The organism is Escherichia sp. E3659 (assembly GCF_005781135.1).
Taxonomy (GTDB): Bacteria; Pseudomonadota; Gammaproteobacteria; order Enterobacterales; family Enterobacteriaceae; genus Escherichia.
In genome coordinates, this window is sequence record NZ_VATQ01000021.1 from 60,189 (window position 1) to 86,051 (window position 25,863).

General features: G+C 52.5%; 26 protein-coding genes. 18 read left to right on the forward strand and 8 right to left on the reverse strand.

Features of this window, described 5'->3' with window-relative positions; translation table 11 throughout:
- Positions 1-148: 148 nt before the first annotated feature.
- Positions 149-616 (reverse strand): acyl-CoA thioesterase YigI, encoded by a 468-nt coding sequence (yigI, locus tag FEK47_RS15720; protein ID WP_001277142.1) that lies wholly within the window; start codon positions 614-616, stop codon positions 149-151.
- Positions 617-781: 165 nt separating this feature from the next.
- Between yigI and pldA the strand changes: the two genes are divergently transcribed.
- The 3 genes from pldA to rhtC all read left to right on the forward strand — a co-directional run bounded on the left by pldA (position 782) and on the right by rhtC (position 4,296).
- Complete coding sequence (gene pldA, locus FEK47_RS15725; RefSeq protein WP_135486960.1) at positions 782-1,651, forward strand: phospholipase A; 870 nt, start codon at positions 782-784, stop codon at positions 1,649-1,651.
- Positions 1,652-1,782: 131 nt separating this feature from the next.
- Entirely contained in the window at positions 1,783-3,612 is a 1,830-nt protein-coding gene (gene recQ / locus FEK47_RS15730; protein ID WP_135486966.1) for an ATP-dependent DNA helicase RecQ, read from the forward strand.
- 63 nt (positions 3,613-3,675) lie between these two features.
- The gene (rhtC, locus tag FEK47_RS15735) at positions 3,676-4,296 is read left to right on the forward strand and encodes a threonine export protein RhtC (RefSeq protein WP_000928845.1); all 621 of its coding nucleotides are present in this window, start codon (positions 3,676-3,678) and stop codon (positions 4,294-4,296) included.
- A 61-nt stretch (positions 4,297-4,357) separates the two neighbouring features.
- Here the strand turns inward: rhtC and rhtB are convergent, their stop codons facing one another.
- A complete protein-coding gene (gene rhtB, locus FEK47_RS15740; RefSeq protein WP_130219502.1) occupies positions 4,358-4,978 on the reverse strand; it encodes a homoserine/homoserine lactone efflux protein in 621 nt (206 codons plus the stop codon).
- Between the two features lie 110 nt (positions 4,979-5,088).
- Between rhtB and pldB the strand changes: the two genes are divergently transcribed.
- The 3 genes from pldB to bioP all read left to right on the forward strand — a co-directional run bounded on the left by pldB (position 5,089) and on the right by bioP (position 7,894).
- Positions 5,089-6,111 (forward strand): lysophospholipase L2, encoded by a 1,023-nt coding sequence (pldB, locus tag FEK47_RS15745; RefSeq protein ID WP_135486959.1) that lies wholly within the window; start codon positions 5,089-5,091, stop codon positions 6,109-6,111.
- Between the two features lie 7 nt (positions 6,112-6,118).
- Positions 6,119-6,919: a sugar/pyridoxal phosphate phosphatase YigL gene (yigL, locus tag FEK47_RS15750; RefSeq protein WP_135486958.1), complete on the forward strand. Its 801-nt coding sequence runs from the start codon at positions 6,119-6,121 to the stop codon at positions 6,917-6,919.
- Between the two features lie 75 nt (positions 6,920-6,994).
- Positions 6,995-7,894 (forward strand): biotin transporter, encoded by a 900-nt coding sequence (gene bioP / locus FEK47_RS15755; protein ID WP_001196233.1) that lies wholly within the window; start codon positions 6,995-6,997, stop codon positions 7,892-7,894.
- Here bioP and metR read toward each other — a convergent pair.
- The gene (gene metR / locus FEK47_RS15760) at positions 7,782-8,735 is read right to left on the reverse strand and encodes an HTH-type transcriptional regulator MetR (protein WP_000573618.1); all 954 of its coding nucleotides are present in this window, start codon (positions 8,733-8,735) and stop codon (positions 7,782-7,784) included. The two genes, bioP and metR, sit on opposite strands and share 113 nt — an antisense overlap.
- A gap of 117 nt (positions 8,736-8,852) precedes the next feature.
- Here metR and metE point away from each other — a divergent pair, with 117 nt between their 5' ends.
- Positions 8,853-11,114, forward strand: coding sequence for a 5-methyltetrahydropteroyltriglutamate--homocysteine S-methyltransferase (gene metE, locus FEK47_RS15765; RefSeq protein WP_135486957.1), 2,262 nt, complete (start codon positions 8,853-8,855; stop codon positions 11,112-11,114).
- Positions 11,115-11,153: 39 nt separating this feature from the next.
- Here metE and FEK47_RS15770 read toward each other — a convergent pair whose 3' ends face one another.
- Positions 11,154-11,969 carry a dienelactone hydrolase family protein gene (locus FEK47_RS15770; protein WP_135486956.1) on the reverse strand — a complete coding sequence of 272 codons (816 nt, stop codon included), beginning with the start codon at positions 11,967-11,969 and terminating at the stop codon, positions 11,154-11,156.
- A gap of 261 nt (positions 11,970-12,230) precedes the next feature.
- Here FEK47_RS15770 and udp point away from each other — a divergent pair, with 261 nt between their 5' ends.
- A complete protein-coding gene (udp, locus tag FEK47_RS15775; protein ID WP_130209452.1) occupies positions 12,231-12,995 on the forward strand; it encodes a uridine phosphorylase in 765 nt (254 codons plus the stop codon).
- Positions 12,996-13,310: 315 nt separating this feature from the next.
- Here the strand turns inward: udp and FEK47_RS15780 are convergent, their stop codons facing one another.
- From FEK47_RS15780 to FEK47_RS15790, 3 genes are read right to left on the reverse strand one after another with little or no spacing between them, the layout of a single operon-like run.
- Positions 13,311-13,940 (reverse strand): 2-dehydro-3-deoxy-6-phosphogalactonate aldolase, encoded by a 630-nt coding sequence (locus FEK47_RS15780; protein WP_130209460.1) that lies wholly within the window; start codon positions 13,938-13,940, stop codon positions 13,311-13,313.
- On the reverse strand, positions 13,930-14,934 hold the full coding sequence (locus FEK47_RS15785) for a 2-dehydro-3-deoxygalactonokinase (protein ID WP_135486955.1): 1,005 nt from the start codon (positions 14,932-14,934) through the stop codon (positions 13,930-13,932). The genes FEK47_RS15780 and FEK47_RS15785 overlap by 11 nt, the downstream gene beginning before the upstream one ends.
- 23 nt (positions 14,935-14,957) lie before the next feature.
- Positions 14,958-15,725 (reverse strand): IclR family transcriptional regulator, encoded by a 768-nt coding sequence (locus FEK47_RS15790; protein ID WP_135520288.1) that lies wholly within the window; start codon positions 15,723-15,725, stop codon positions 14,958-14,960.
- Between the two features lie 215 nt (positions 15,726-15,940).
- On the opposite strand from FEK47_RS15790, the gene rmuC reads away from it, so the two are divergent.
- The 8 genes from rmuC (at position 15,941) to tatD (ending at position 22,944) form a co-directional block, all read left to right on the forward strand.
- Positions 15,941-17,368: a DNA recombination protein RmuC gene (rmuC, locus tag FEK47_RS15795; protein ID WP_130219483.1), complete on the forward strand. Its 1,428-nt coding sequence runs from the start codon at positions 15,941-15,943 to the stop codon at positions 17,366-17,368.
- A gap of 94 nt (positions 17,369-17,462) precedes the next feature.
- Positions 17,463-18,218: a bifunctional demethylmenaquinone methyltransferase/2-methoxy-6-polyprenyl-1,4-benzoquinol methylase UbiE gene (gene ubiE, locus FEK47_RS15800; protein ID WP_000227958.1), complete on the forward strand. Its 756-nt coding sequence runs from the start codon at positions 17,463-17,465 to the stop codon at positions 18,216-18,218.
- A gap of 13 nt (positions 18,219-18,231) precedes the next feature.
- Entirely contained in the window at positions 18,232-18,837 is a 606-nt protein-coding gene (ubiJ, locus tag FEK47_RS15805; RefSeq protein WP_135486954.1) for a ubiquinone biosynthesis protein UbiJ, read from the forward strand.
- Positions 18,834-20,474 carry a ubiquinone biosynthesis regulatory protein kinase UbiB gene (gene ubiB / locus FEK47_RS15810; protein WP_135486953.1) on the forward strand — a complete coding sequence of 547 codons (1,641 nt, stop codon included), beginning with the start codon at positions 18,834-18,836 and terminating at the stop codon, positions 20,472-20,474. The genes ubiJ and ubiB overlap by 4 nt, the downstream gene beginning before the upstream one ends.
- A 78-nt stretch (positions 20,475-20,552) precedes the next feature.
- Complete coding sequence (tatA, locus tag FEK47_RS15815) at positions 20,553-20,822, forward strand: Sec-independent protein translocase subunit TatA (RefSeq protein ID WP_001295260.1); 270 nt, start codon at positions 20,553-20,555, stop codon at positions 20,820-20,822.
- A gap of 3 nt (positions 20,823-20,825) precedes the next feature.
- Complete coding sequence (gene tatB, locus FEK47_RS15820) at positions 20,826-21,341, forward strand: Sec-independent protein translocase protein TatB (protein WP_000459594.1); 516 nt, start codon at positions 20,826-20,828, stop codon at positions 21,339-21,341.
- Between the two features lie 2 nt (positions 21,342-21,343).
- Positions 21,344-22,120 carry a Sec-independent protein translocase subunit TatC gene (gene tatC / locus FEK47_RS15825; protein WP_000109937.1) on the forward strand — a complete coding sequence of 259 codons (777 nt, stop codon included), beginning with the start codon at positions 21,344-21,346 and terminating at the stop codon, positions 22,118-22,120.
- 41 nt (positions 22,121-22,161) lie between these two features.
- A complete protein-coding gene (gene tatD, locus FEK47_RS15830; RefSeq protein WP_138183267.1) occupies positions 22,162-22,944 on the forward strand; it encodes a 3'-5' ssDNA/RNA exonuclease TatD in 783 nt (260 codons plus the stop codon).
- Here the strand turns inward: tatD and rfaH are convergent.
- A complete protein-coding gene (gene rfaH, locus FEK47_RS15835) occupies positions 22,941-23,429 on the reverse strand; it encodes a transcription/translation regulatory transformer protein RfaH (protein WP_130209478.1) in 489 nt (162 codons plus the stop codon). The two genes, tatD and rfaH, sit on opposite strands and share 4 nt — an antisense overlap.
- Before the next feature lie 166 nt (positions 23,430-23,595).
- Between rfaH and ubiD the strand changes: the two genes are divergently transcribed.
- Together ubiD and fre are read left to right on the forward strand one after the other, a co-directional pair.
- Positions 23,596-25,089, forward strand: a complete 1,494-nt coding sequence (gene ubiD, locus FEK47_RS15840; RefSeq protein ID WP_000339804.1) for a 4-hydroxy-3-polyprenylbenzoate decarboxylase — start codon at positions 23,596-23,598, stop codon at positions 25,087-25,089.
- Between the two features lie 45 nt (positions 25,090-25,134).
- Positions 25,135-25,836 carry an NAD(P)H-flavin reductase gene (fre, locus tag FEK47_RS15845; protein WP_130209480.1) on the forward strand — a complete coding sequence of 234 codons (702 nt, stop codon included), beginning with the start codon at positions 25,135-25,137 and terminating at the stop codon, positions 25,834-25,836.
- Positions 25,837-25,863: the final 27 nt, after the last annotated feature.

Sequence of the window (25,863 nt, forward strand, 5' to 3'; positions counted from 1 at the left end):
ATGCTGGATGCGGCGTTAACGCCTTATTCAGCCTACAAAACCATGCAAATTCAATATATTGCATTTCTCTGGTAGGCCTGATAAGCGCAGCGCATCAGGCAATTTTGCGTTTGTCATAAGTCTCAGCAGTTTACCTGCTTTTATGTATTCAACCTACCATATAGGTGGCGGTAGCACTGGCAATATAAAGCTGTTCTTCATTATGCAGTTCAACGCGGGCGACGGCGACTTTATTACCCGCACGCAGCAGGCTACTGGTAGCTGTAAAACGCTCGCCTCTGCCTGGACGTAGATAATCGACGCGAAGATCAATTGTCCCCATCCGCGATAGCCGCTGGCGCAGTTCATCCTCACTGATGGTTTCGTGGCGGGTTAAGGTGCTACCTACACACACCAGACCCGCGGCGACGTCCAGCGCCGACGCAATGACCCCACCGTGCAAAATGCTTTGCGCCCAGTTACCAACCATCATCGGCTGATTTTTAAAGGCCAGCTGTGCAAACTCTTTTTCGTAACGCTCCAGCTCCATCCCCAATGCGCGGTTAAATGGCATGTGATAAACAAACATTTCACCCACTAATTTCAGGGCTTGTTCGGCGGTCAGTACGGCAGACATATCATCCTTACACTTCATTGGTTAATGAAATGTTGATTTTATGCTTCTTTGTTGTTGGTTTCTACTTTAGGAAGGGATAACTAACGGCAATTGAGTTAAGTATGTAAAATAGCCCGCAGAAAAAATATTCATCTAATCAATAATTCGTTACGGAGAACACGAGCGATGCGGACTCTACTGGGCTGCTTGTTGCCGATGTGTATGTTGCCGATAGTGGCAAATGCGCAAGAGGCAACGGTGAAAAATGTGCATGACGCGCCAGCAGTACGTGGCAGCATTATCGCCAATATGTTGCAGGAGCATGACAATCCTTTCACCCTTTATCCTTATGACACCAACTACATCATCTATACCCAAACAAGCGATCTCAATAAAGAAGCGATTGCCAGTTACGACTGGGCAGAAAACGCGCGTAAGGATGAAGTAAAGTTCCAGTTGAGCCTGGCGTTTCCGCTGTGGCGGGGGATTTTGGGGCCAAACTCTGTACTGGGCGCCTCCTACACCCAGAAATCCTGGTGGCAGCTTTCTAATAGCGATGAGTCATCACCGTTTCGTGAAACTAATTACGAACCGCAATTGTTCCTCGGCTTTGCCACGGATTACAGCTTTGCTGGCTGGACGTTGCGCGATGTGGAAATGGGCTACAACCACGACTCAAACGGACGTTCAGACCCGACTTCCCGTAGCTGGAACCGTATCTACACCCGCCTGATGGCAGAAAATGGTAACTGGCTGGTGGAAGTGAAGCCGTGGTATGTGGTGGGTAATACGGACGATAACCCGGACATCACCAAATATATGGGTTACTACCAGCTTAAAATTGGTTATCACCTCGGTGATGCTGTGCTGAGCGCGAAAGGGCAGTACAACTGGAACACCGGTTATGGTGGTGCGGAGTTAGGCTTAAGCTACCCGATCACCAAACATGTGCGTCTTTATACCCAAGTCTACAGCGGCTATGGCGAATCGCTCATCGACTATAACTTTAACCAGACCCGCGTCGGTGTGGGAGTTATGTTAAACGACCTGTTCTGATGTGAGTTGATTGAAAGGCAAATCTGGAATCCAGCATCCAGGATTACCCTCTCAGAGACTAAAAGCATTGCAGTTTCTCGCGCAGGCGCTGAAAATAGCGCCTGTTTTTATTTCAGGCAATCGGGGTGAATGTGGCGCAGGCGGAAGTGTTGAATCTGGAGTTCGGAGCTAAGCAGGTTTTACAAGAAACCTTTGGCTACCAACAGTTTCGCCCTGGTCAGGAAGAGATTATCGACACCGTACTTTCCGGTCGCGATTGCCTGGTCGTCATGCCCACTGGAGGCGGAAAATCCCTTTGCTATCAAATTCCTGCCTTATTGCTAAACGGCCTTACCGTGGTTGTTTCACCGCTGATTTCGTTGATGAAAGATCAGGTGGATCAACTGCAAGCCAACGGCGTGGCGGCGGCGTGCCTTAACTCGACGCAAACCCGCGAGCAGCAACTTGAAGTGATGACAGGCTGTCGCACCGGGCAAATTCGTCTGCTCTATATCGCCCCGGAACGCCTGATGCTGGATAACTTTCTTGAGCATCTGGCGCACTGGAATCCTGTCTTATTAGCCGTCGATGAAGCGCATTGTATCTCCCAATGGGGCCACGATTTCCGCCCGGAATATGCCGCGCTCGGTCAGCTGCGTCAGCGTTTTCCGACGCTGCCGTTTATGGCGCTAACCGCCACCGCCGACGACACCACGCGCCAGGATATTGTGCGTCTGCTGGGGCTGAACGATCCGCTAATTCAAATCAGCAGTTTTGACCGTCCGAATATTCGCTACATGCTGATGGAGAAGTTCAAACCGCTCGATCAGTTGATGCGTTACGTGCAAGAACAGCGCGGTAAGTCGGGCATTATCTACTGCAACAGCCGGGCGAAAGTAGAAGACACAGCCGCGCGTCTGCAAAGTAAAGGAATTAGCGCGGCGGCGTATCATGCCGGGCTGGAAAATAATGTCCGCGCCGATGTGCAGGAAAAATTTCAGCGCGATGACCTGCAAATTGTGGTGGCGACGGTGGCGTTTGGCATGGGCATCAACAAGCCGAACGTCCGCTTCGTGGTGCATTTTGATATCCCGCGTAATATCGAATCCTATTATCAGGAAACCGGTCGCGCCGGGCGTGATGGCCTGCCCGCGGAAGCGATGCTGTTTTACGATCCGGCTGATATGGCGTGGCTGCGCCGTTGCCTGGAAGAGAAGCCGCAAGGGCAATTGCAGGATATCGAGCGCCATAAACTCAATGCGATGGGCGCATTTGCCGAAGCGCAAACTTGCCGTCGTCTGGTGTTGCTGAACTATTTTGGCGAAGGTCGTCAGGAACCATGTGGTAACTGCGATATCTGCCTCGATCCGCCGAAACAGTACGATGGTTCAACCGATGCACAGATTGCCCTTTCCACCATTGGTCGTGTGAATCAGCGGTTTGGTATGGGCTATGTGGTGGAAGTGATTCGCGGCGCCAATAACCAGCGTATCCGCGACTATGGTCATGACAAACTGAAAGTCTACGGCATGGGCCGTGATAAAAGTCATGAGCACTGGGTGAGCGTGATCCGCCAGCTGATTCACCTCGGCCTGGTGACGCAAAATATTGCCCAGCACTCCGCGTTACAGCTGACAGAAGCCGCGCGCCCGGTGCTGCGCGGCGAATCCTCTTTGCAACTTGCCGTGCCGCGTATTGTGGCGCTCAAACCGAAAGCGATGCAGAAATCGTTCGGCGGCAACTATGACCGTAAACTGTTCGCTAAATTACGCAAACTGCGTAAATCGATTGCCGATGAAAGCAATGTCCCGCCGTACGTGGTGTTTAACGACGCAACCTTGATTGAGATGGCGGAACAAATGCCAATCACTGCCAGCGAAATGTTGAGTGTTAACGGCGTTGGGATGCGCAAGTTGGAACGCTTTGGTAAACCGTTTATGGCGCTGATTCGTGCGCATGTCGATGGCGACGACGAAGAGTAGTCAGCGGCATAAAAAAGTGCCAGGATGAACATTCCGTAAACGTTTTCCCCGCGAGTCAATTGTATGTTGATGTTATTCCTCACCGTTGCCATGGTGCACATCGTGGCGCTTATGAGCCCCGGTCCCGATTTCTTTTTTGTCTCTCAGACCGCTGTCAGTCGTTCCCGTAAAGAAGCGATGATGGGTGTGCTGGGCATTACCTGCGGCGTAATGGTTTGGGCTGGGATTGCGCTGCTTGGCCTGCATCTGATTATCGAAAAAATGGCCTGGCTGCATACGCTGATTATGGTAGGTGGTGGCCTGTATCTCTGCTGGATGGGTTATCAGATGCTGCGTAGCGCACTGAAAAAAGAGGTTGTTTCTGCACCTGCGCCACAGGTAGAACTGGCGAAAAGTGGGCGCAGTTTCCTGAAAGGTTTACTGACCAATCTCGCCAATCCGAAAGCGATTATCTACTTTGGTTCGGTGTTCTCGCTGTTTGTCGGCGATAACGTCGGCACCACCGAACGCTGGGGCATTTTCGCGCTGATTATTGTCGAAACGCTGGCATGGTTTACCGTCGTTGCCAGCCTGTTTGCCCTGCCGCAAATGCGCCGTGGTTATCAACGTCTGGCGAAGTGGATTGATGGTTTTGCCGGGGCGTTATTTGCTGGATTTGGCATTCATTTGATTATTTCGCGTTGATGCCAGACGCGTCATCAGAGTAAGTCGGATAAGGCGTTTACGCCGCATCCGACATTATTTTTTAAGCATGTCTCGCCGATGCTAACAGCGCTCCCACCAGCATAAAAAGCGAGCCGAAAATCTTATTCAATGCCTTCATTTGTTTCGGCCCTTTTATCCATAACGCGATTCGTTGGGCGAGCGTGGCGTAACCGATCATCACAATAATATCGACCACAATGGTGGTGACGCCGAGCACGATATACTGCATAACTTGCGGCTGCTGCGGCATGATGAATTGCGGAAATAGCGCTGCCAGAAACACAATACTTTTAGGATTGGTGAGATTCACAAACACGGCCCGTTGGTACAGATGACGCCGTGATTGGGTCGGAGTCAGCGACTTAAGGTCAATTGCACCAGCGGCGCGCCACTGCTGGATCCCCAGCCAAATCAGGTAAGCCGCTCCCGCCCACTTCAACACTTCAAACGCAATCACTGAGCGGGAAAATAGCGTCCCCAATCCCACGCCAACCAGCACAATATGAATCGCCAGCCCGGTTTGTAAACCAGCAATAGACGCCACTGCGCCACGATAACCGTGGTTAAGGGAAGTGGTCATGGTATTGATTGCGCCAGAGCCTGGCGACAAGCTTAAAATGATCGATGTCAGCAGGTAGGCAAACCACCATTCTAAAGTCATGATGAACTCCCGGTGTGTCTATTTTTGTGCCACAATACGCTACTGTCGCAGCGTTGTGTCAGGCACGCTTAAAAAAACGATTTTACGTGGTTTAAGAGGCAGATTACCCGATGTTTCAGCAGCAAAAAGACTGGGAAACAAGAGAAAAAGCGTTTGCTGCTTTTACCATGGGACCGCTGACTGATTTCTGGCGTCAGCGTGATGAAGCAGAGTTTACTGGTGTGGATGACATCCCGGTGCGCTTTGTCCGTTTTCGCGCACAGCACCATGACCGGGTGGTCGTCATCTGTCCAGGGCGCATTGAGAGCTACGTAAAATATGCGGAACTGGCCTACGACCTGTTTCACCTGGGGTTTGACGTATTAATCATCGACCATCGCGGGCAAGGGCGTTCTGGTCGTCTGTTAGCCGATCCACATCTCGGCCATGTTAATCGTTTTGATGATTATGTTGATGATCTGGCGGCGTTCTGGCAACAAGAGGTCCAGCCAGGTCCGTGGCGTAAACGCTATATACTGGCCCACTCGATGGGCGGCGCAATCTCCACTCTGTTCCTGCAACGCCATCCTGGCGTGTGCGATGCCATTGCACTGACCGCGCCAATGTTCGGCATTGTGATTCGCATGCCGTCATTTATGGCGCGGCAGATCCTAAACTGGGCCGAAGCGCACCCACGTTTTCGCGATGGCTATGCGATAGGCACCGGGCGCTGGCGCGCCTTGCCGTTTGCCATCAACGTGCTTACCCACAGCGGGCAGCGATATCGGCGCAATCTACGCTTCTATGCTGATGACCCAACAATTCGTGTCGGCGGGCCGACCTACCATTGGGTACGTGAAAGTATTCTGGCCGGAGAACAGGTGTTAGCCGGAGCAGGTGATGACGCCACGCCAACGCTTCTCTTGCAGGCTGAAGAAGAGCGCGTGGTGGATAACCGCATGCACGACCGTTTTTGTGAACTTCGCGCCGCCGCGGGCCACCCTGTAGAAGGAGGTCGACCGTTGGTAATTAAAGGTGCGTACCACGAGATCCTTTTTGAAAAGGACGCAATGCGCTCAGTCGCGCTCCACGCCATCGTTGATTTTTTCAACAGGCATAACTCACCCAGCGGAAACCGCTCTACAGAGGTTTAAATTTCTTATGTACCAGGTTGTTGCGTCTGATTTAGATGGCACGTTACTTTCTCCCGACCATACGTTATCCCCTTACGCCAAAGAAACTCTGAAGCTGCTCACCGCGCGCGGCATCAACTTTGTATTTGCGACCGGTCGCCACCACGTTGATGTGGGGCAAATTCGCGATAATCTGGAGATTAAGTCTTACATGATTACCTCCAATGGCGCGCGCGTTCACGACCTCGATGGCAACCTGATTTTTGCTCATAATCTGGATCGCGACATTGCCAGCGATCTGTTTGGCGTGGTCAACGACAACCCGGAGATCATTACTAACGTTTATCGCGATGATGAATGGTTTATGAATCGCCATCGCCCGGAAGAGATGCGCTTTTTCAAAGAAGCGGTGTTCAATTACGCGCTGTATGAGCCGGGATTGCTGGAACCAGAAGGCGTCAGCAAAGTGTTCTTCACCAGTGATACCCATGAAAAACTTCTGCCACTGGAGCAAGCGATTAACGCTCGCTGGGGCGATCGCGTCAATGTCAGTTTCTCTACCTTAACCTGCCTGGAAGTCATGGCTGGCGGCGTTTCAAAAGGCCATGCCCTGGAAGCGGTAGCGAAGAAACTGGGCTACAGCCTGCAAGATTGTATTGCCTTTGGCGATGGAATGAACGATGCCGAAATGCTGTCGATGGCGGGTAAAGGCTGCATTATGGGCAGCGCGCATCAGCGCCTGAAAGATCTGCATCCAGAGCTGGAAGTGATTGGTACTAACGCCGAAGACGCAGTGCCGCATTATCTGCGTAAACTCTATTTATCGTAATCGTTCTTTATTTGGTCAGTTGTCAACCTGATACTTCGCTACAATGGATACTCGTTAATCAAAGAGTTTTCCATTGTGGCGCTACTTATCATCACCACGATTCTGTGGGCCTTCTCCTTTAGCTTTTATGGCGAGTACCTTGCGGGGCACGTCGATAGCTATTTTGCGGTGCTGGTGCGCGTTGGCCTGGCGGCACTCGTTTTTCTGCCGTTTCTGCGTACCCGTGGCAATAGCCTGAAAACGGTCGGCCTGTATATGCTGGTGGGCGCGATGCAGCTTGGCGTGATGTATATGCTGAGTTTCCGTGCTTATCTCTACCTGACGGTCTCTGAACTGCTGTTGTTCACCGTACTGACGCCGCTCTACATCACGCTGATTTATGACATCATGAGTAAGCGCCGTCTGCGCTGGGGATATGCCTTTAGCGCGTTACTGGCGGTGATTGGTGCCGGAATTATTCGCTATGATCAGGTGACTGACCATTTCTGGACCGGCCTGCTGCTGGTGCAACTCTCCAATATCACTTTCGCCATCGGCATGGTGGGTTACAAACGCCTGATGGAAACTCGCCCGATGCCACAGCATAACGCCTTTGCGTGGTTCTATCTCGGCGCGTTCCTGGTGGCGGTGATTGCATGGTTCTTGCTGGGAAATGCGCAGAAAATGCCGCAAACCTCGCTGCAATGGGGCATTCTGGTGTTTCTTGGCGTGGTGGCTTCCGGAATTGGCTACTTTATGTGGAACTACGGCGCGACGCAGGTGGACGCCGGAACGCTGGGCATTATGAATAATATGCACGTTCCGGCAGGGCTGCTGGTAAACCTGGCTATCTGGCACCAACAGCCGCACTGGCCTACGTTTATTACAGGCGCGCTGGTGATCCTGGCCTCACTGTGGGTGCATCGTAAGTGGGTCGCTCCGCGCTCTTCACAAACGGCAGATGATCGCAGGCGTGATTGCGCGCTGAGCGAATAAATGCTTCCGTAATCGGCTGACGCTGCTCGCCATCGCGCACGGCGGCGTACAGTCGGCTCCACAAGCCTTCGCCCAGGGTTTTGGTCACCACCAGACCCTGGCGCTCAAAACTCTCTACTACCCAATGCGGCAGGGCGGCAATGCCCATCCGCGCAGCAACCATCTGAATCAATAATAAGGTGTTATCGACGCTTTTCAGTGACGGGCTGACGCCTGCCGGCTGAAGAAAATGCCGCCAGACATCAAGTCGGCTACGCTGCACCGGATAAATCAATAGCGTCTCGCTGGCGAGATCTTCCGGCGTGATACGCGTTTTTGCCGCCAGGGGATGGTCAGGTGCTAACACCAGACGCACTTCATAATCGAACATCGGCGAATAATGCAGTCCACTGCGCGGCAGAATATCGGACGTCATCACCAGATCCAGCTCGCCCTGTTGCAACGCAGGCTGCGGGTCAAACGTCACGCCCGATTTAAAGTCCATCTCGACCTGCGGCCAGTTCTTATGGAAATTTTCTAACGCGGGCGTCAGCCACTGAATACAGCTGTGGCACTCAATGGCGATGCGCAGGCGCGTCTGCTGCGGTTCATTGCAGGCTTGCAGTGCCTGGCTGATTTGCGGCAGTACCTGGTTTGCCAGTTGCAACAGGATTTCTCCCTGCGGTGTAAAGCGAAGCGGCTGGCTTTTACGCACAAATAGCCGGAAGCCAAGACGTTGTTCCAGATCGCTAAACTGGTGAGACAGGGCGGATTGCGTCTGATGCAACGTCGCCGCAGCGGCTGCGAGCGAGCCGCAGTTCCGCAACGCTTGTAGCGTTTTCAGGTGTTTTACTTCGATCATGAAAGTCCTTCACTTCGGCATGAATAATTTGCGCTTGAGGAATATACAGTAACTGGCAAATATGGATGTGTAAACATCTGGACGTCTAAATACTAAAAATTCCACAAGGGGCATATAATGACAATTCTTAATCACACCCTCGGTTTCCCTCGCGTTGGCCTGCGTCGCGAGCTGAAAAAAGCGCAAGAGAGTTATTGGGCGGGGAACTCCACGCGTGAAGAACTGCTGGCAGTAGGGCGTGAATTGCGTGCTCGTCACTGGGATCAACAAAAGCAAGCGGGTATCGACCTGCTGCCGGTGGGCGATTTTGCCTGGTACGATCATGTTCTGACTACCAGTCTGCTGCTGGGTAATGTTCCGGCGCGTCATCAGAACAAAGAGGGTTCGGTAGATATCGACACCCTGTTCCGTATTGGTCGTGGACGTGCGCCGACTGGTGAACCTGCGGCGGCAGCGGAAATGACCAAATGGTTTAACACCAACTATCACTACATGGTGCCGGAGTTTGTTAAAGGCCAACAGTTCAAACTGACCTGGACGCAGCTGCTGGAGGAAGTGGACGAGGCGCTGGCGCTGGGCCACAAGGTCAAGCCTGTGCTGCTGGGGCCGATTACCTACCTGTGGCTGGGGAAAGTGAAAGGTGAACAGTTTGATCGCCTGAGTCTGCTGAACGACATTCTGCCGGTTTATCAGCAAGTGCTGGCAGAACTGGCAAAACGCGGCATTGAGTGGGTACAGATCGACGAACCGGCTCTGGTACTGGAACTACCGCAGGCGTGGCTGGACGCATACAAACCCGCTTACGACGCGCTCCAGGGCCAGGTGAAACTGCTGCTGACCACCTATTTTGAAGGCGTAACGCCAAACCTCGACACGATTACTGCGCTGCCTGTTCAGGGGCTGCATGTGGACCTAGTACATGGTAAAGATGACATTGCCGAACTGCACAAGCGCCTGCCTTCAGACTGGCTACTGTCTGCGGGACTTATCAATGGTCGTAACGTCTGGCGCGCCGATCTTACCGAGAAATATGCACAAATTAAGGACATTGTCGGCAAACGTGATTTGTGGGTGGCATCTTCCTGCTCACTGCTGCACAGCCCCATCGACCTGAGCGTGGAAACGCGTCTTGATGCAGAAGTGAAAAGCTGGTTTGCCTTCGCCCTGCAAAAATGTCATGAACTGACACTGCTGCGCGATGCGCTGAACAGTGGTGACACGGCTGCTCTGGCAGAGTGGAGCGCCCCGATTCAGGCGCGCCGCCATTCTACCCGTGTCCATAATCCGGCGGTAGAAAAACGTCTGGTGGCGATCACCGCCCAGGACAGTCAGCGTGCGAATGTCTATGAAGTGCGTGCTGAAGCCCAGCGTGCGCGTTTTAAACTGCCCGCGTGGCCGACCACCACGATTGGTTCCTTCCCGCAAACCACGGAAATTCGTACCCTGCGTCTGGATTTCAAAAAGGGCAATCTTGACGCCAATAACTACCGCACGGGCATTGCGGAACATATCAAGCAGGCCATTGTTGAGCAGGAACGTTTGGGACTGGATGTGCTGGTCCATGGCGAGGCTGAGCGTAACGACATGGTGGAATACTTTGGCGAGCACCTCGACGGTTTTGTCTTTACGCAAAACGGTTGGGTACAGAGCTACGGTTCCCGCTGCGTGAAGCCACCGATTGTTATTGGTGACGTTAGCCGCCCGGCACCGATCACCGTAGAGTGGGCGAAGTATGCACAATCGCTGACCGACAAACCGGTGAAAGGGATGCTGACTGGCCCGGTGACGATTCTCTGCTGGTCGTTCCCGCGTGAAGATGTCAGCCGTGAAACCATCGCCAAACAAATTGCGCTGGCGCTGCGTGATGAAGTGGCGGACCTGGAAGCCGCTGGAATTGGCATCATCCAGATTGATGAACCGGCGCTGCGCGAAGGTTTACCGTTGCGTCGCAGCGACTGGGATGCCTATCTCCAGTGGGGCGTGGAGGCTTTCCGTATCAACGCCGCCGTGGCGAAAGATGACACGCAAATCCACACCCACATGTGTTATTGCGAGTTCAACGACATCATGGATTCGATTGCCGCGCTGGACGCAGACGTCATCACCATCGAAACCTCGCGTTCCGACATGGAGTTGCTGGAGTCGTTCGAAGAGTTTGATTATCCGAATGAAATTGGCCCAGGCGTCTATGACATTCACTCGCCAAACGTACCGAGCGTGGAATGGATTGAAGCCCTGCTGAAGAAAGCGGCAAAACGCATTCCGGCAGAGCGTCTGTGGGTCAACCCGGACTGCGGCCTGAAAACGCGCGGCTGGCCAGAAACCCGCGCCGCGCTGGCGAACATGGTACAGGCGGCGCAGAATTTGCGTCGGGGATAAAATCCAAACCGGGTGGTAATACCACCCGGTCTTTTCTCATTACAGCGACTTCTTGCCACCATACTGCCGGAACCATTCCAGCATACGCTGCCAGCCATCTTCTGCAGATGCTGCATGATAGCTCGGACGATAATCGGCGTTGAACGCATGCCCGGCATCCGGGTAAACGATAATCTCTGCTTTCGCGTTTGCTGCCCGCAGCGCCTGGCGCATCGTTTCCACACTCTCCTGCGGAATGCTGTTATCCTGGCCGCCATATAAGCCGAGAACCGGAGCGTTAAGATCGGTTGCGATATCAACAGGTTGTTTCGGTGAATTCAGCGACTTATCGCCCGTCAGTTTGCCGTACCACGCCACTGCGGCTTTTAACTGTGGATTATGCGCGGCATACAGCCAGGTGATGCGTCCGCCCCAGCAAAACCCGGTGATCATTAAACGATGGACATCGCCACCGTTGCGTGACGCCCAACTGGCGACATGATCGAGATCGGCCAATACCTGTGAGTCAGGTACTTTTGCCACCAGACCACTTAGCAGCGTTGGGATATCGGCGAAATCATTCGGATCGCCTTCGCGGAAATAGAGTTCTGGTGCGATAGCCAGATACCCCTCCAGCGCCAGACGGCGACAAATATCGCGGATATGTTCATGCACGCCAAAAATTTCTTGCACTACAATGACCACTGGCAGTGGGCCATCGCTCTGCTTTGGGCGAGCATGGTAAGCAGGCATGTTATCCCCTTGCGAAGGGATAGAGGTGAACCCTGCCACAATCGCATCTTCCGGAGTCTGAACGATGGTCGAGGCGAGGGGCGATGCAGCAGGTGCAAATCCAGATTGTTGTGTTGTTGCCATGGTATTCTCCGTACCCTTATAAAAATTTTGCGCAATGTTAACTATAGTCAGCATGCAACAAATCACATTGCCTGAATCGGCTCATCTTTTATGCAACAACACATGGCAAAGAGTTATTTATGTGATTTAAATCACTTTTATCAGGTAAATGCATGCAACACATTTGCGTCATGGTGATGGGTGTCACGAAAAAATGTTAAATCCTTCGGTAAAGTGTCTTTTTGCTTCTTCTGACTAAACCGATTCACAGAGGAGTTGTATATGTCCAAGTCTGATGTTTTTCATCTCGGCCTCACTAAAAACGATTTACAAGGGGCTACGCTTGCCATCGTCCCTGGCGACCCGGATCGTGTGGAAAAGATCGCCGCGCTGATGGATAAGCCGGTTAAGCTGGCATCTCACCGCGAATTCACCACCTGGCGCGCAGAGCTGGATGGTAAACCTGTTATTGTCTGCTCTACCGGTATCGGCGGTCCGTCTACTTCTATTGCTGTTGAAGAGCTGGCACAGCTGGGCATTCGCACCTTCCTGCGTATCGGTACGACGGGTGCTATTCAGCCGCATATTAATGTTGGTGATGTATTGGTTACCACGGCGTCTGTTCGTCTGGATGGCGCGAGCCTGCACTTCGCTCCGCTGGAGTTCCCGGCTGTCGCTGATTTCGAATGTACTACTGCACTGGTAGAAGCCGCGAAATCCATTGGCGCGACCACCCACATTGGTGTGACTGCTTCTTCTGACACCTTCTACCCGGGCCAGGAACGTTATGACACATACTCTGGTCGCGTAGTCCGTCACTTTAAAGGTTCTATGGAAGAGTGGCAGGCGATGGGCGTGATGAACTATGAAATGGAATCTGCAACGTTGCTAACCATGTGCGCAAGCCAGGGCCTGCGTGCGGGTATGGTGGCGGGCGTTATCGTTAACCGCACCCAGCAAGAGATCCCAAATGCTGAGACGATGAAACAAACTGAAAGCCATGCGGTGAAAATCGTGGTGGAAGCGGCGCGTCGTCTGCTGAAATGACAACTTGTTGATAAAGTGCGATTTATTCATGCCGGATGTGGCGTAAACGCCTTATTCGGCCTGCAATATCGTGTAAATTCAATAAATTGCAGCGTCCTGTAGACCGGATAAGATGCGCCAGCATCGCATCCGGCGCTATCGCTAAATCGGGCTGCGCTGCCTTTGCCGGATGCGGCGTGAACGCCTTATCTGGCCTACAAAAGTCTGCATATCCAGTATATTGCAGAGATCAGGCAATTTAGCGTTTGTCATCAGTCTCACGCTCCCCAACTTCGGGGAGCGATATCCCCGAGGTTGGCTGCATCCTCTGTTCAGTTATTTATTATTTAAATTGTTCCATGCGTTCATAAACAGCACTGCATTTTCATAGACCTGCTCTGGCGTCATGCCGGGGCGATATAGCGCAGAACCGAGACCAAAACCGTTTGCGCCGTGGCTCAGATAACGCGCCATGGTTTCCGGTGTGATGCCGCCAACCGGTAACATCGGAACGGATTGTGGAATAACCGCACGCCAGGCTTTGGTGACTTCTGGCGTAATTTGTTCAGCCGGGAACAGCTTGATGGCATTGGCGCCATGTTCAATGGCAGCAAAAGCCTCGGTGGGCGTAGCGACGCCAGGCGCGCAATACATACCCAGCGCACGGGCGCGACGGATCACCGCAGTATCGCAATGCGGCATCACGATAATCTGGCCTCCAGCCTCTTTAACCGCGACCACCTGCTCTACTGAAAGCACAGTTCCGGCTCCGACCAGGCAGTCCTTAGGCAGGGCGTCGCGCAGTAGACTGATACTTTGCAACGGCTCCGGCGAGTTCATGGGAATCTCAATCAGGCGGAATCCGGCGGCGTACAGCTTTTCACCGATGGCGACAATCTCATCCGGTTTCACGCCGCGTAAAATGGCGACTAACCCGGTTTTTTGCAAAAGAGTATTAAATGGCATGAGTACATTCCCTGGCGTTGGTGGAGAGTAACCCGGCAGCGTGGGCGATTCGCCATAATCCCTGTTCAGTGGCATTAGGAATTGCGTGAAGCTGTCTGTCGGGAAAAACGTGGCTGAACGCCCGTGAATAGCGGCTGTTCAGGGTGGCGCTACCGATTAAGGCGATCGGCGTTGTGGCGGGTAAATCACGCAGCAAGCTGGATGCCAGACCACATAATTCATGGCCTATCAGTAATCCGGAAAGATAATCGCCCTGTGAGGACGGCGTAAGATTATCGGTCAGCAAGCGCGAACGGGTCGAAAACAGCGTCGATAATAATCCGGTCTGATGATGCTCCAGTGCCGCTGTCAGTCCTTGGGCGAAGGCATCCCAGTGAGGTTCATCTCCCGAACGCATGGTGGCACCAAGAATCGAATGGCGGGATAAAACATCAAATAACTCGCCCGTCATAAAGGTTCGGAAATCGGTAATGGTGTTGTTTTCAACCACCGCCCATTTCGCATGAGTGCCAGGTAAGCCAATCAGCACCGGCATACCCCTACGGATTGCGTCTTGCAGGGCAGGTTCCATTGCGATGGCACCGAAGATTTGTGTCTCTTCGCCACGCATCACTTCGGGCATTTCACCTTCTTTAATCACGCCGGGAATGATGTGCAGCATTGTCTGCTGTTGGTGGATAACCGGCGTCAGTTGCTTCGCCAGTCCATCGAGAGTGACCGGGCAAGGTAAATAAGCTGCTGGTTGCCACCCTTGCGCACTGCCGATCATGCCGCAAGCCAGAACCGGGCATGAGGTTTGTGCCAGCCAGTCTCCACAGACACGCAAAAATGTATCGTGGAAAGCGTCCTCACGTGTTGCTGCCTGGGAGGGTAATTTCATGATTCCCCAGGGGAATTCACGTTTTTCTTGTGGATCTGGTGAGTCACCAAAACGCCATGCCCGAAGCGATGACGTTCCCCAGTCCAGGGCAATAAATGAGGTATTTCCCGACATTAGCCGTTTCCTTTAATCATGGTTTAATTATCTTTGCGGACGTGCTTACCCCAGCCCAGTTCAGCGGAGATCTCTTCTGCACAGGATTTGACGTAAGGTGCCAGTTCTTCCAGGCGCGCCAGCGACATATACGTGGTGGTACTGGCGACAGAAATGGCCGCCACAATTTCATTCCGGGCGTTGTAAATCGGCGCTGCAATGCAACGGATAGTGGGCTCGTTCTCTTCCAGATCAAAAGCAAAACCACTGGCGGCATAACGGCGCATGTTTTGTATAAATGCGCCCAGTTTTGTTTCATCACCACAAGTCAAAAATAGTGTGCGCCACTCTTCTTCTGTTCGGTTGAGGATCAACGCCTTACCGATTCCCGTAATTGCCAGAGGCATGCGATGCCCAGGACGTGAGCGCATCTCCAGCCCGCGCTGACCGTTGATCTTCTCCAGATACAGCACTTCGTCGCTCTCAACGATACCCAGATGCACGGTGTCCAGGGTGTAACGGGCCAGACGCTGCAAAACGGGCTGTGCAACTTCATACAATGAAGTGCTTTCCAGAGCTCTGGCACCGAGTTCGATCAGTTTGGCGCCCAGTTGGTAGCCCTGAGTTGGGACATGGCGCAGATAGCGTTGCTCCACCAAAACAGAGACTAAACGATGGGTTGTACTCCGCGTCGTGCCGGTGAACTCGCCGATACTTTTCAGGTCATGGCAACCGTTATAAACAGCATTAATAACCGCCAGTCCGCGTAATAACGTTTGTGCGCCAGCGGTGGTTGAAGAGGTTTCTGCCATAGGTGTCTCCTGAGGATATTGCCGAGTGTTTCACAGAATAAAGTGGGGAAAAGGTGATGCATCCCACAATATAAACTTAGTCTCATATTGTGGGATAAAATAAGCAAAATAAACGATCGTTTTGCGTAGCGCCTCGCAGGAAATACCTTTCAAACTGGACGTTTGTACAGCACAATTCTATTTTGTGCGGGTAAGTTGTTGCGTCAGGAGGCTTTGTGGATTTCTCAATCATTGTTTATGCCATTATTGCGCTGGTCAGTGTGGCCATCGGTTGGCTGTTTGCCAGTTATCAACATGCGCAGCAAAAAGCCGAGCAATTAGCCGAACGTGAAGAGATGGTTGCGGAGTTAAGTGCGGCAAAACAACAAATTACCCAAAGTGAGCACTGGCGTGCAGAGTGTGAATTGCTCAATAACGAAGTGCGTAGTCTGCAAAGTATTAACACCTCGCTGGAGGCAGATCTGCGTGAAGTAACTACGCGGATGGAAGCTGCACAGCAACATGCTGACGATAAAATTCGCCAGATGATTAACAGCGAGCAGCGTTTGAGCGAGCAGTTTGAAAACCTCGCCAACCGTATTTTTGAGCACAGTAATCGCCGTGTAGATGAACAAAATCGCCAGAGTCTGAACAACCTGCTATCGCCGCTGCGTGAACAACTAGATGGTTTTCGCCGACAGGTACAGGACAGCTTTGGTAAAGAAGCACAAGAACGCCATACCCTGACCCACGAAATTCGTAATCTACAGCAACTCAACGCGCAAATGGCCCAGGAAGCGATCAACCTGACGCGCGCGCTGAAAGGTGATAACAAAACCCAGGGGAACTGGGGCGAAGTGGTACTGACGCGGGTGCTGGAGGCTTCCGGACTGCGTGAAGGATATGAATACGAAACCCAGGTAAGCATTGAAAATGACGCTCGCTCGCGGATGCAGCCGGATGTCATCGTGCGGCTACCGCAGGGGAAAGATGTGGTGATCGATGCAAAAATGACGCTGGTCGCCTATGAACGCTACTTCAACGCGGAAGACGACTACACACGTGAAAGCGCATTGCAGGAGCATATTGCTTCGGTACGTAATCACATCCGCTTGCTTGGGCGCAAAGACTATCAACAGCTGCCGGGGCTACGAACGCTGGATTACGTGCTGATGTTTATCCCCGTTGAGCCAGCGTTTTTACTGGCGCTTGATCGCCAGCCGGAGCTGATCACCGAAGCGTTAAAGAACAACATCATGCTGGTTAGCCCCACCACGCTGTTGGTGGCGTTGCGTACTATCGCCAACCTGTGGCGTTATGAGCATCAAAGCCGTAACGCCCAGCAAATCGCCGATCGTGCCAGCAAGCTGTACGACAAGATGCGTCTATTTATTGATGATATGTCCGCGATTGGTCAAAGTCTGGACAAAGCGCAGGATAACTATCGCCAGGCGATGAAAAAACTCTCTTCAGGTCGCGGAAATGTGCTGGCGCAGGCAGAAGCGTTTCGCGGTTTAGGGGTAGAAATTAAACGCGAGATTAATCCGGACTTGGCTGAACAGGCGGTGAGCCAGGATGAAGAGTATCGACTGCGGTCGGTTCCGGGGCAGCCGAATGATGAAGCTTATCAACGCGATGATGAATATAATCAGCAGTCGCGCTAGCCCATTAGGGGTAGTTAAGCCGGGTAGAAATCTAGGGCATCGACGCCCAATCTGTTACACTTCTGGAACAATTTTTTGATGAGCAGGCATTGAGATGGTGGATAAGTCACAAGAAACGACGCACTTTGGTTTTCAGACCGTCGCGAAAGAACAAAAAGCGGATATGGTCGCCCACGTTTTCCATTCCGTGGCATCTAAATACGATGTCATGAATGATTTGATGTCATTTGGTATTCATCGTTTGTGGAAGCGATTCACGATCGATTGCAGCGGCGTACGCCGTGGGCAGACCGTGCTGGATCTGGCTGGCGGCACCGGTGACCTGACGGCAAAATTCTCCCGCCTGGTCGGTGAGACTGGCAAAGTGGTCCTCGCCGATATCAATGAATCCATGCTCAAAATGGGCCGCGAGAAGTTGCGTAATATCGGTGTGATTGGCAACGTTGAGTATGTTCAGGCGAACGCAGAGGCGCTGCCGTTCCCGGATAACACCTTTGATTGCATCACCATTTCGTTTGGTCTGCGTAACGTTACCGACAAAGATAAAGCACTGCGTTCGATGTATCGCGTGCTGAAACCGGGCGGCCGCCTGCTGGTGCTTGAGTTCTCGAAGCCGATTATCGAACCGTTAAGCAAAGCCTATGACGCTTACTCCTTCCATGTGCTGCCACGTATTGGTTCGCTGGTGGCGAACGATGCCGACAGCTACCGCTATCTGGCCGAATCCATCCGTATGCATCCCGATCAGGATACGCTGAAAGCCATGATGCAGGATGCCGGATTCGAAAGTGTCGATTATTACAACCTGACGGCTGGCGTTGTGGCGCTGCATCGTGGTTATAAATTCTGACAGGAGTACGACTATGCCTTTTAAACCTTTTGTGACGGCAGGAATTGAAAGTCTGCTCAACACTTTCCTGTATCGCTCACCCGCGCTGAAAACAGCCCGCTCGCGTCTGCTGGGTAAAGTATTGCGCGTGGAGGTAAAAGGCTTTTCGACGTCGCTAATTCTGGTGTTTAGTGAACGCCAGGTCGATGTGCTGGGCGAATGGTCTGGCGATGCTGATTGCACCGTTATCGCCTACGCCAGCGTGTTGCCGAAACTTCGTGACCGCCAGCAGCTTGCCGCACTAATTCGTAGCGGTGAGCTGGAAGTGCAGGGCGATATTCAGGTGGTACAGAATTTCGTTGCGCTGGCAGATCTGGCAGAGTTCGACCCTGCGGAACTGCTGGCCCCTTATACCGGTGATATCGCCGCTGAAGGAATCAGCAAAGCCCTGCGCGGCGGTGCAAAATTCCTGCATCATGGTATTAAACGCCAGCAACGTTACGTGGCGGAAGCTATCACCGAAGAGTGGCGTATGGCGCCAGGTCCGCTTGAAGTGGCCTGGTTTGCGGAAGAGACGGCTGCCGTCGAGCGTGCTGTTGATGCCCTGACCAAACGGCTGGAAAAACTGGAGGCTAAATGACGCCAGGTGAAGTACGGCGCCTATATTTCATCATTCGCACCTTTCTAAGCTACGGACTTGATGAACTGATCCCCAACATGCGTATCACCCTGCCGCTGCGGCTATGGCGATACACGCTCTTCTGGATGCCGAACCGGCATAAAGAAAAACCGTTAGGTGAGCGACTGCGACTGGCGCTGCAAGAGCTGGGGCCGGTATGGATCAAGTTCGGGCAGATGTTGTCTACCCGTCGCGACCTTTTCCCGCCGCATATTGCCGATCAGCTGGCGTTATTGCAGGACAAAGTCGCTCCGTTTGATGGCAAGCTGGCAAAGCAGCAGATTGAAGCTGCAATGGGCGGTCTGCCGGTGGAGGCGTGGTTTGACGATTTTGAAATCGAGCCGCTGGCGTCGGCCTCTATCGCCCAGGTTCATACCGCGCGATTGAAATCGAATGGCAAAGATGTGGTAATTAAAGTCATCCGTCCGGACATTTTGCCGGTGATTAAAGCGGATCTGAAACTTATCTACCGTCTGGCTCGTTGGGTGCCGCGTTTGCTGCCGGATGGCCGCCGTCTGCGCCCAACTGAAGTGGTGCGCGAGTACGAAAAGACCTTGATTGATGAACTGAATTTGCTGCGGGAATCTGCCAACGCCATTCAGTTACGACGCAATTTTGAAGACAGCCCGATGCTCTACATCCCGGAAGTTTACCCTGACTATTGCAGCGAAGGGATGATGGTGATGGAGCGCATTTACGGCATTCCCGTTTCTGATGTTGCGGCGCTGGAGAAAAATGGCACTAACATGAAATTGCTGGCGGAACGCGGTGTGCAGGTGTTCTTCACCCAGGTTTTCCGTGACAGCTTTTTCCATGCCGATATGCATCCAGGCAACATCTTCGTAAGCTATGAACACCCGGAAAACCCGAAATATATCGGCATTGATTGCGGGATAGTCGGCTCGCTAAACAAGGAAGATAAACGTTATCTGGCGGAAAACTTTATCGCCTTCTTTAACCGCGACTATCGCAAAGTGGCAGAGCTGCATGTCGATTCAGGCTGGGTACCGCCAGATACCAACGTTGAAGAGTTCGAATTTGCCATTCGTACCGTTTGCGAACCTATCTTTGAGAAACCGCTGGCCGAAATTTCGTTTGGACATGTGCTGTTAAATCTGTTTAATACGGCGCGTCGCTTCAATATGGAAGTGCAGCCGCAACTGGTGTTACTTCAGAAAACCTTGCTCTATATCGAAGGGGTAGGACGGCAGCTTTATCCGCAGCTCGATTTATGGAAAACTGCAAAACCTTTCCTTGAATCGTGGATTAAAGATCAGGTCGGTATTCCCGCGCTGGTGAGAGCATTTAAGGAAAAAGCGCCGTTCTGGATCGAAAAAATGCCAGAACTGCCTGAATTGGTTTATGACAGTTTGCGCCAGGGCAAGTATTTACAGCATAGTGTTGATAAGATTGCGCGCGAGTTACAGTCGAATCATGTGCGTCAGGGACAATCTCGTTACTTATTGGGGATTGGTGCGACGTTAGTATTAAGCGGCACATTCTTGTTGGTCAGCCGACCGGAATGGGGGCTGATGCCCGGCTGGTTAATGGCGGCCGGTCTGATCGCCTGGTTTGTCGGTTGGTGCAAAACACGCTGATTTTTTCATCGCTCAAGGCGGGCCGTGTAACGTATAATGCGGCCTTGTTTAATCATCATCTACCACAGAGGAACATGTATGGGTGGTATCAGTATTTGGCAGTTATTGATTATTGCCGTCATCGTTGTACTGCTTTTTGGCACCAAAAAGCTCGGCTCCATCGGTTCCGATCTTGGTGCGTCGATCAAAGGCTTTAAAAAAGCAATGAGCGATGATGAACCAAAGCAGGATAAAACCAGTCAGGATGCTGATTTTACTGCGAAAACTATCGCCGATAAGCAGGCGGATACGAATCAGGAACAGGCTAAAACAGAAGACGCGAAGCGCCACGATAAAGAGCAGGTGTAATCCGTGTTTGATATCGGTTTTAGCGAACTGCTATTGGTGTTCATCATCGGCCTCGTCGTTCTGGGGCCGCAACGACTGCCTGTGGCGGTAAAAACGGTAGCGGGCTGGATTCGCGCGTTGCGTTCACTGGCGACAACGGTGCAGAACGAACTGACCCAGGAGTTAAAACTCCAGGAGTTTCAGGACAGCCTGAAAAAGGTTGAAAAGGCGAGTCTCACCAACCTGACGCCTGAACTGAAAGCGTCAATGGATGAACTGCGCCAGGCTGCGGAGTCGATGAAGCGTTCCTACGTTGCGAATGACCCTGAAAAGGCGAGCGATGAAGCGCACACCATTCATAACCCGGTGGTGAAGGACAATGAGGCTGCGCATGAAGGCGTAACGCCTGCTGCTGCACAAACGCAGGCCAGTTCGCCGGAACAGAAGCCAGAAACCACGCCAGAGCCGGTGGTAAAACCTGCTGCGGACGCTGAACCGAAAACCGCTGCACCTTCCCCTTCGTCGAGTGATAAACCGTAAACATGTCTGTAGAAGATACTCAACCGCTTATCACGCATCTGATTGAGCTGCGTAAGCGTCTGCTGAACTGCATTATCGCGGTGATCGTGATATTCCTGTGTCTGGTCTATTTCGCCAATGACATCTATCACCTGGTATCCGCGCCATTGATCAAGCAGTTGCCGCAAGGTTCAACGATGATCGCCACCGATGTGGCCTCGCCGTTCTTTACGCCAATCAAGCTGACCTTTATGGTGTCGCTGATTCTGTCAGCGCCGGTGATTCTCTATCAGGTGTGGGCATTTATCGCTCCTGCACTCTATAAGCACGAACGTCGCCTGGTGGTGCCGCTGCTGGTTTCCAGCTCTCTGCTGTTTTATATCGGCATGGCGTTCGCTTATTTCGTGGTCTTCCCGCTGGCGTTTGGTTTCCTTGCCAATACCGCGCCTGAAGGGGTGCAGGTATCCACCGACATTGCCAGCTATTTGAGCTTCGTGATGGCGCTGTTTATGGCGTTTGGTATCTCCTTTGAAGTGCCTGTGGCGATTGTGCTGCTGTGCTGGATGGGGATTACCTCGCCAGAAGACTTACGCAAAAAACGTCCGTATGTGCTGGTTGGCGCATTCGTCGTCGGGATGCTGCTGACGCCGCCGGATGTCTTCTCGCAAACGCTGTTGGCGATCCCGATGTACTGTCTGTTTGAAATCGGTGTCTTCTTCTCACGCTTTTACGTTGGTAAAGGGCGAAATCGGGAAGAGGAAAACGACGCTGAAGCAGAAAGCGAAAAAACTGAAGAATAAATTCAACCGCCCGTCAGGGCGGTTGTCATATGGAGTACAGGATGTTTGATATCGGCGTTAATTTGACCAGTTCGCAATTTGCGAAAGACCGTGATGATGTTGTAGCGCGCGCTTTTGACGCGGGAGTTAATGGGTTACTCATCACCGGCACTAACCTGCGCGAAAGCCAGCAGGCGCAAAAGCTGGCGCGTCAGTATTCGTCCTGTTGGTCAACGGCGGGCGTGCATCCTCACGACAGTAGCCAGTGGCAAGACGCAACAGAAGAAATGATTGTGGCGCTGGCCTCGCAGCCAGAAGTGGTGGCGATTGGTGAGTGTGGCCTCGACTTTAACCGCAACTTTTCGACGCCGGAAGAGCAGGAACGCGCTTTTGTTGCCCAGCTACGTATTGCCGCAGAGTTAAATATGCCGGTATTTATGCACTGCCGTGATGCCCACGAGCGGTTTATGACATTGCTGGAGCCGTGGCTGGATAAACTGCCTGGCGCAGTGTTGCACTGTTTTACCGGCACACGCGAAGAGATGCAGGCGTGCGTGGCGCGCGGAATTTATATCGGCATTACTGGTTGGGTTTGCGATGAACGACGCGGACTGGAGCTGCGAGAACTGTTGCCATTTATTCCGGCGGAGCAATTGCTGGTTGAGACAGACGCACCGTATTTGCTTCCGCGCGATCTCACGCCGAAGCCATCGTCACGGCGTAATGAGCCAGCCTATCTGCCCCATATTTTGCAACGTATTGCACACTGGCGTGGGGAAGATGCCGCATGGCTGGCTGCCACCACGGATGCCAATGTCAAAAAGTTATTTAGGATTGCGTTCTAGAGTTTGCGGAACTCGGTGTTCTTCACACTGTGCTTAATCTCTTTATTGATAAGATTAAGCAATAGCATAGAGCGAGCCTCGCCGTCGGGTTCGGTGAAAATAGCCTGAAAACCTTCGAAAGCGCCTTCGGTGATAATCACCTTATCACCAGGATAGGGTGTCGCCGGATCAACAATGTCTTCCGGTTTATACACCGACAGTTGATGAATAACCGCAGATGGGACTATCGCCGGCGATGCGCCAAAGCGCACAAAGTGGCTGACTCCGCGGGTAGCACTGATGGTTGTGGTATGAATCACTTCCGGGTCAAATTCCACAAACAGGTAGTTGGGGAACAATGGTTCACTGACTGCGGTACGTTTGCCTCGCACGATTTTTTCCAGGGTGATCATCGGCGCCAGGCAATTCACCGCCTGTCTTTCGAGGTGTTCCTGGGCACGTTGAAGTTGCCCGCGCTTGCAGTACAGTAAATACCAGGATTGCATAATGACTCTTATCCGTTTAATCGGGGCGCAAGGATAGCAAAAGCTTTACGCTAAGTTAATTATATTCCCCGGTTTGCGTTATGCCGTCAGAGTTCACGCTAATTTAACAAATTTACAGCATCGCGAAGATGAACGCCGTATAATGGGCGAAGATTAAGAGGCTACAATGGACGCCATGAAATATAACGATTTACGCGACTTCCTGACGCTGCTTGAACAGCAGGGTGAGCTAAAACGTATCACGCTCCCGGTGGATCCGCATCTGGAAATCACTGAAATTGCTGACCGCACTCTGCGTGCCGGTGGACCTGCGTTGTTGTTTGAAAACCCCAAAGGTTATTCGATGCCGGTGCTGTGCAACCTGTTTGGTACGCCAAAGCGCGTGGCGATGGGCATGGGCCAGGAAGATGTTTCGGCGCTGCGTGAAGTCGGTAAATTATTGGCGTTTCTGAAAGAGCCGGAGCCGCCAAAAGGTTTCCGCGACCTGTTTGATAAACTGCCGCAGTTTAAGCAGGTGTTAAACATGCCGACAAAGCGATTGCGTGGTGCGCCTTGCCAACAAAAAATCGTCTCTGGTGATGACGTCGATCTTAACCGCATTCCCATTATGACCTGCTGGCCGGAAGACGCCGCTCCGCTGATTACCTGGGGGCTGACCGTAACGCGCGGCCCGCATAAAGAGCGGCAGAATCTGGGTATTTATCGCCAGCAGCTGATTGGTAAAAACAAACTAATTATGCGCTGGTTGTCGCATCGCGGCGGCGCACTGGATTATCAGGAGTGGTGCGCGGCGCATCCGGGCGAACGTTTCCCGGTTTCTGTGGCGCTGGGTGCCGATCCCGCTACGATTCTCGGTGCAGTGACGCCAGTCCCGGATACATTGTCGGAATACGCCTTTGCCGGATTGCTGCGCGGCACCAAGACCGAAGTGGTGAAGTGTATCTCCAATGACCTTGAAGTGCCCGCCAGTGCGGAGATTGTGCTGGAAGGGTATATCGAACAAGGCGAAACGGCGCCGGAAGGGCCGTATGGCGACCACACCGGTTACTATAACGAAGTCGATAGTTTTCCGGTATTTACCGTGACGCATATTACCCAGCGTGAAGATGCGATTTACCATTCCACCTATACCGGGCGTCCGCCAGATGAACCCGCGGTACTGGGCGTGGCGTTGAACGAAGTGTTCGTGCCGATTCTGCAAAAACAGTTCCCGGAAATTGTCGATTTTTACCTGCCGCCGGAAGGCTGTTCTTATCGCCTGGCGGTAGTGACAATCAAAAAACAGTACGCCGGACATGCGAAGCGCGTCATGATGGGGGTCTGGTCATTCTTACGCCAGTTTATGTACACTAAGTTCGTGATCGTCTGCGATGATGATGTCAACGCACGCGACTGGAACGATGTGATTTGGGCAATTACCACCCGTATGGACCCTGCGCGGGATACGGTGTTGGTAGAAAATACGCCCATTGATTATCTGGATTTTGCCTCGCCCGTCTCCGGGCTGGGTTCAAAAATGGGGCTGGATGCCACGAATAAATGGCCAGGGGAAACCCAGCGTGAATGGGGGCGTCCCATCAAAAAAGATCCAGATGTTGTCGCGCATATTGACGCCATCTGGGATGAACTGGCTATTTTTAACAACGGTAAAAGCGCCTGATGCGCGTTTGTTTTGCCCTATTTATCGATCCGACAGAGAAAGCGCATGACAACCTTAAGCTGTAAAGTGACCTCGGTAGAAGCTATCACGGATACCGTATATCGTGTCCGCATCGTGCCAGACGCGGCCTTTTCTTTTCGTGCTGGTCAGTATTTGATGGTGGTGATGGACGAGCGCGACAAACGCCCGTTTTCAATGGCTTCGACGCCGAATGAACAAGGTTTCATTGAGCTGCACATTGGCGCTTCGGAAATCAATCTCTACGCCAAAGCCGTTATGGATCGCATCCTTAAAGATCATCAAATCGTGGTCGATATTCCCCACGGTGAAGCGTGGCTGCGTGATGATGAAGAACGTCCGATGATTCTGATTGCGGGCGGCACGGGATTCTCTTATGCGCGCTCGATTTTGCTGACAGCGCTGGCACGTAATCCCAATCGTGATATCACCATTTACTGGGGCGGGCGTGAAGAGCAACATCTTTATGATCTGTCCGAGCTTGAGGCGCTTTCTCTGAAGCATCCTGGTTTGCGTGTGGTGCCGGTGGTTGAACAACCAGAAGCGGGCTGGCGTGGACGTACTGGCACCGTGTTAACAGCTGTATTGCAGGATCACGGTACGCTGGCGGAGCATGATATCTATATCGCTGGCCGCTTTGAGATGGCGAAAATCGCCCGTGACCTGTTCTGCAATGAGCGTAATGCACGGGAAGATCGCCTGTTTGGCGATGCGTTTGCGTTTATCTAAGCCATAAAAAACCCGCCCCTGACAGGC

Bases quoted from the DNA above. Each gene is read 5' to 3' on its own strand.
- FEK47_RS15785 (WP_135486955.1), bottom strand. From the start codon at position 14,934: ATGTCGGGAAATACCTCATTTATTGCCCTGGACTGGGGAACGTCATCG.
- ubiJ (WP_135486954.1), top strand. From the start codon at position 18,232: ATGCCTTTTAAACCTTTTGTGACGGCAGGAATTGAAAGTCTGCTCAAC.
- FEK47_RS15770 (WP_135486956.1), bottom strand. From the start codon at position 11,969: ATGGCAACAACACAACAATCTGGATTTGCACCTGCTGCATCGCCCCTC.
- pldB (WP_135486959.1), top strand. From the start codon at position 5,089: ATGTTTCAGCAGCAAAAAGACTGGGAAACAAGAGAAAAAGCGTTTGCT.
- tatA (WP_001295260.1), top strand. From the start codon at position 20,553: ATGGGTGGTATCAGTATTTGGCAGTTATTGATTATTGCCGTCATCGTT.
- rhtC (WP_000928845.1), top strand. From the start codon at position 3,676: ATGTTGATGTTATTCCTCACCGTTGCCATGGTGCACATCGTGGCGCTT.
- tatC (WP_000109937.1), top strand. From the start codon at position 21,344: ATGTCTGTAGAAGATACTCAACCGCTTATCACGCATCTGATTGAGCTG.
- metE (WP_135486957.1), top strand. From the start codon at position 8,853: ATGACAATTCTTAATCACACCCTCGGTTTCCCTCGCGTTGGCCTGCGT.
- udp (WP_130209452.1), top strand. From the start codon at position 12,231: ATGTCCAAGTCTGATGTTTTTCATCTCGGCCTCACTAAAAACGATTTA.
- FEK47_RS15780 (WP_130209460.1), bottom strand. From the start codon at position 13,940: ATGCCATTTAATACTCTTTTGCAAAAAACCGGGTTAGTCGCCATTTTA.
- pldA (WP_135486960.1), top strand. From the start codon at position 782: ATGCGGACTCTACTGGGCTGCTTGTTGCCGATGTGTATGTTGCCGATA.
- ubiB (WP_135486953.1), top strand. From the start codon at position 18,834: ATGACGCCAGGTGAAGTACGGCGCCTATATTTCATCATTCGCACCTTT.
- metR (WP_000573618.1), bottom strand. From the start codon at position 8,735: ATGATCGAAGTAAAACACCTGAAAACGCTACAAGCGTTGCGGAACTGC.
- yigI (WP_001277142.1), bottom strand. From the start codon at position 616: ATGTCTGCCGTACTGACCGCCGAACAAGCCCTGAAATTAGTGGGTGAA.
- yigL (WP_135486958.1), top strand. From the start codon at position 6,119: ATGTACCAGGTTGTTGCGTCTGATTTAGATGGCACGTTACTTTCTCCC.
- FEK47_RS15790 (WP_135520288.1), bottom strand. From the start codon at position 15,725: ATGGCAGAAACCTCTTCAACCACCGCTGGCGCACAAACGTTATTACGC.
- rhtB (WP_130219502.1), bottom strand. From the start codon at position 4,978: ATGACTTTAGAATGGTGGTTTGCCTACCTGCTGACATCGATCATTTTA.
- fre (WP_130209480.1), top strand. From the start codon at position 25,135: ATGACAACCTTAAGCTGTAAAGTGACCTCGGTAGAAGCTATCACGGAT.
- tatD (WP_138183267.1), top strand. From the start codon at position 22,162: ATGTTTGATATCGGCGTTAATTTGACCAGTTCGCAATTTGCGAAAGAC.
- ubiE (WP_000227958.1), top strand. From the start codon at position 17,463: ATGGTGGATAAGTCACAAGAAACGACGCACTTTGGTTTTCAGACCGTC.
- rfaH (WP_130209478.1), bottom strand. From the start codon at position 23,429: ATGCAATCCTGGTATTTACTGTACTGCAAGCGCGGGCAACTTCAACGT.
- ubiD (WP_000339804.1), top strand. From the start codon at position 23,596: ATGGACGCCATGAAATATAACGATTTACGCGACTTCCTGACGCTGCTT.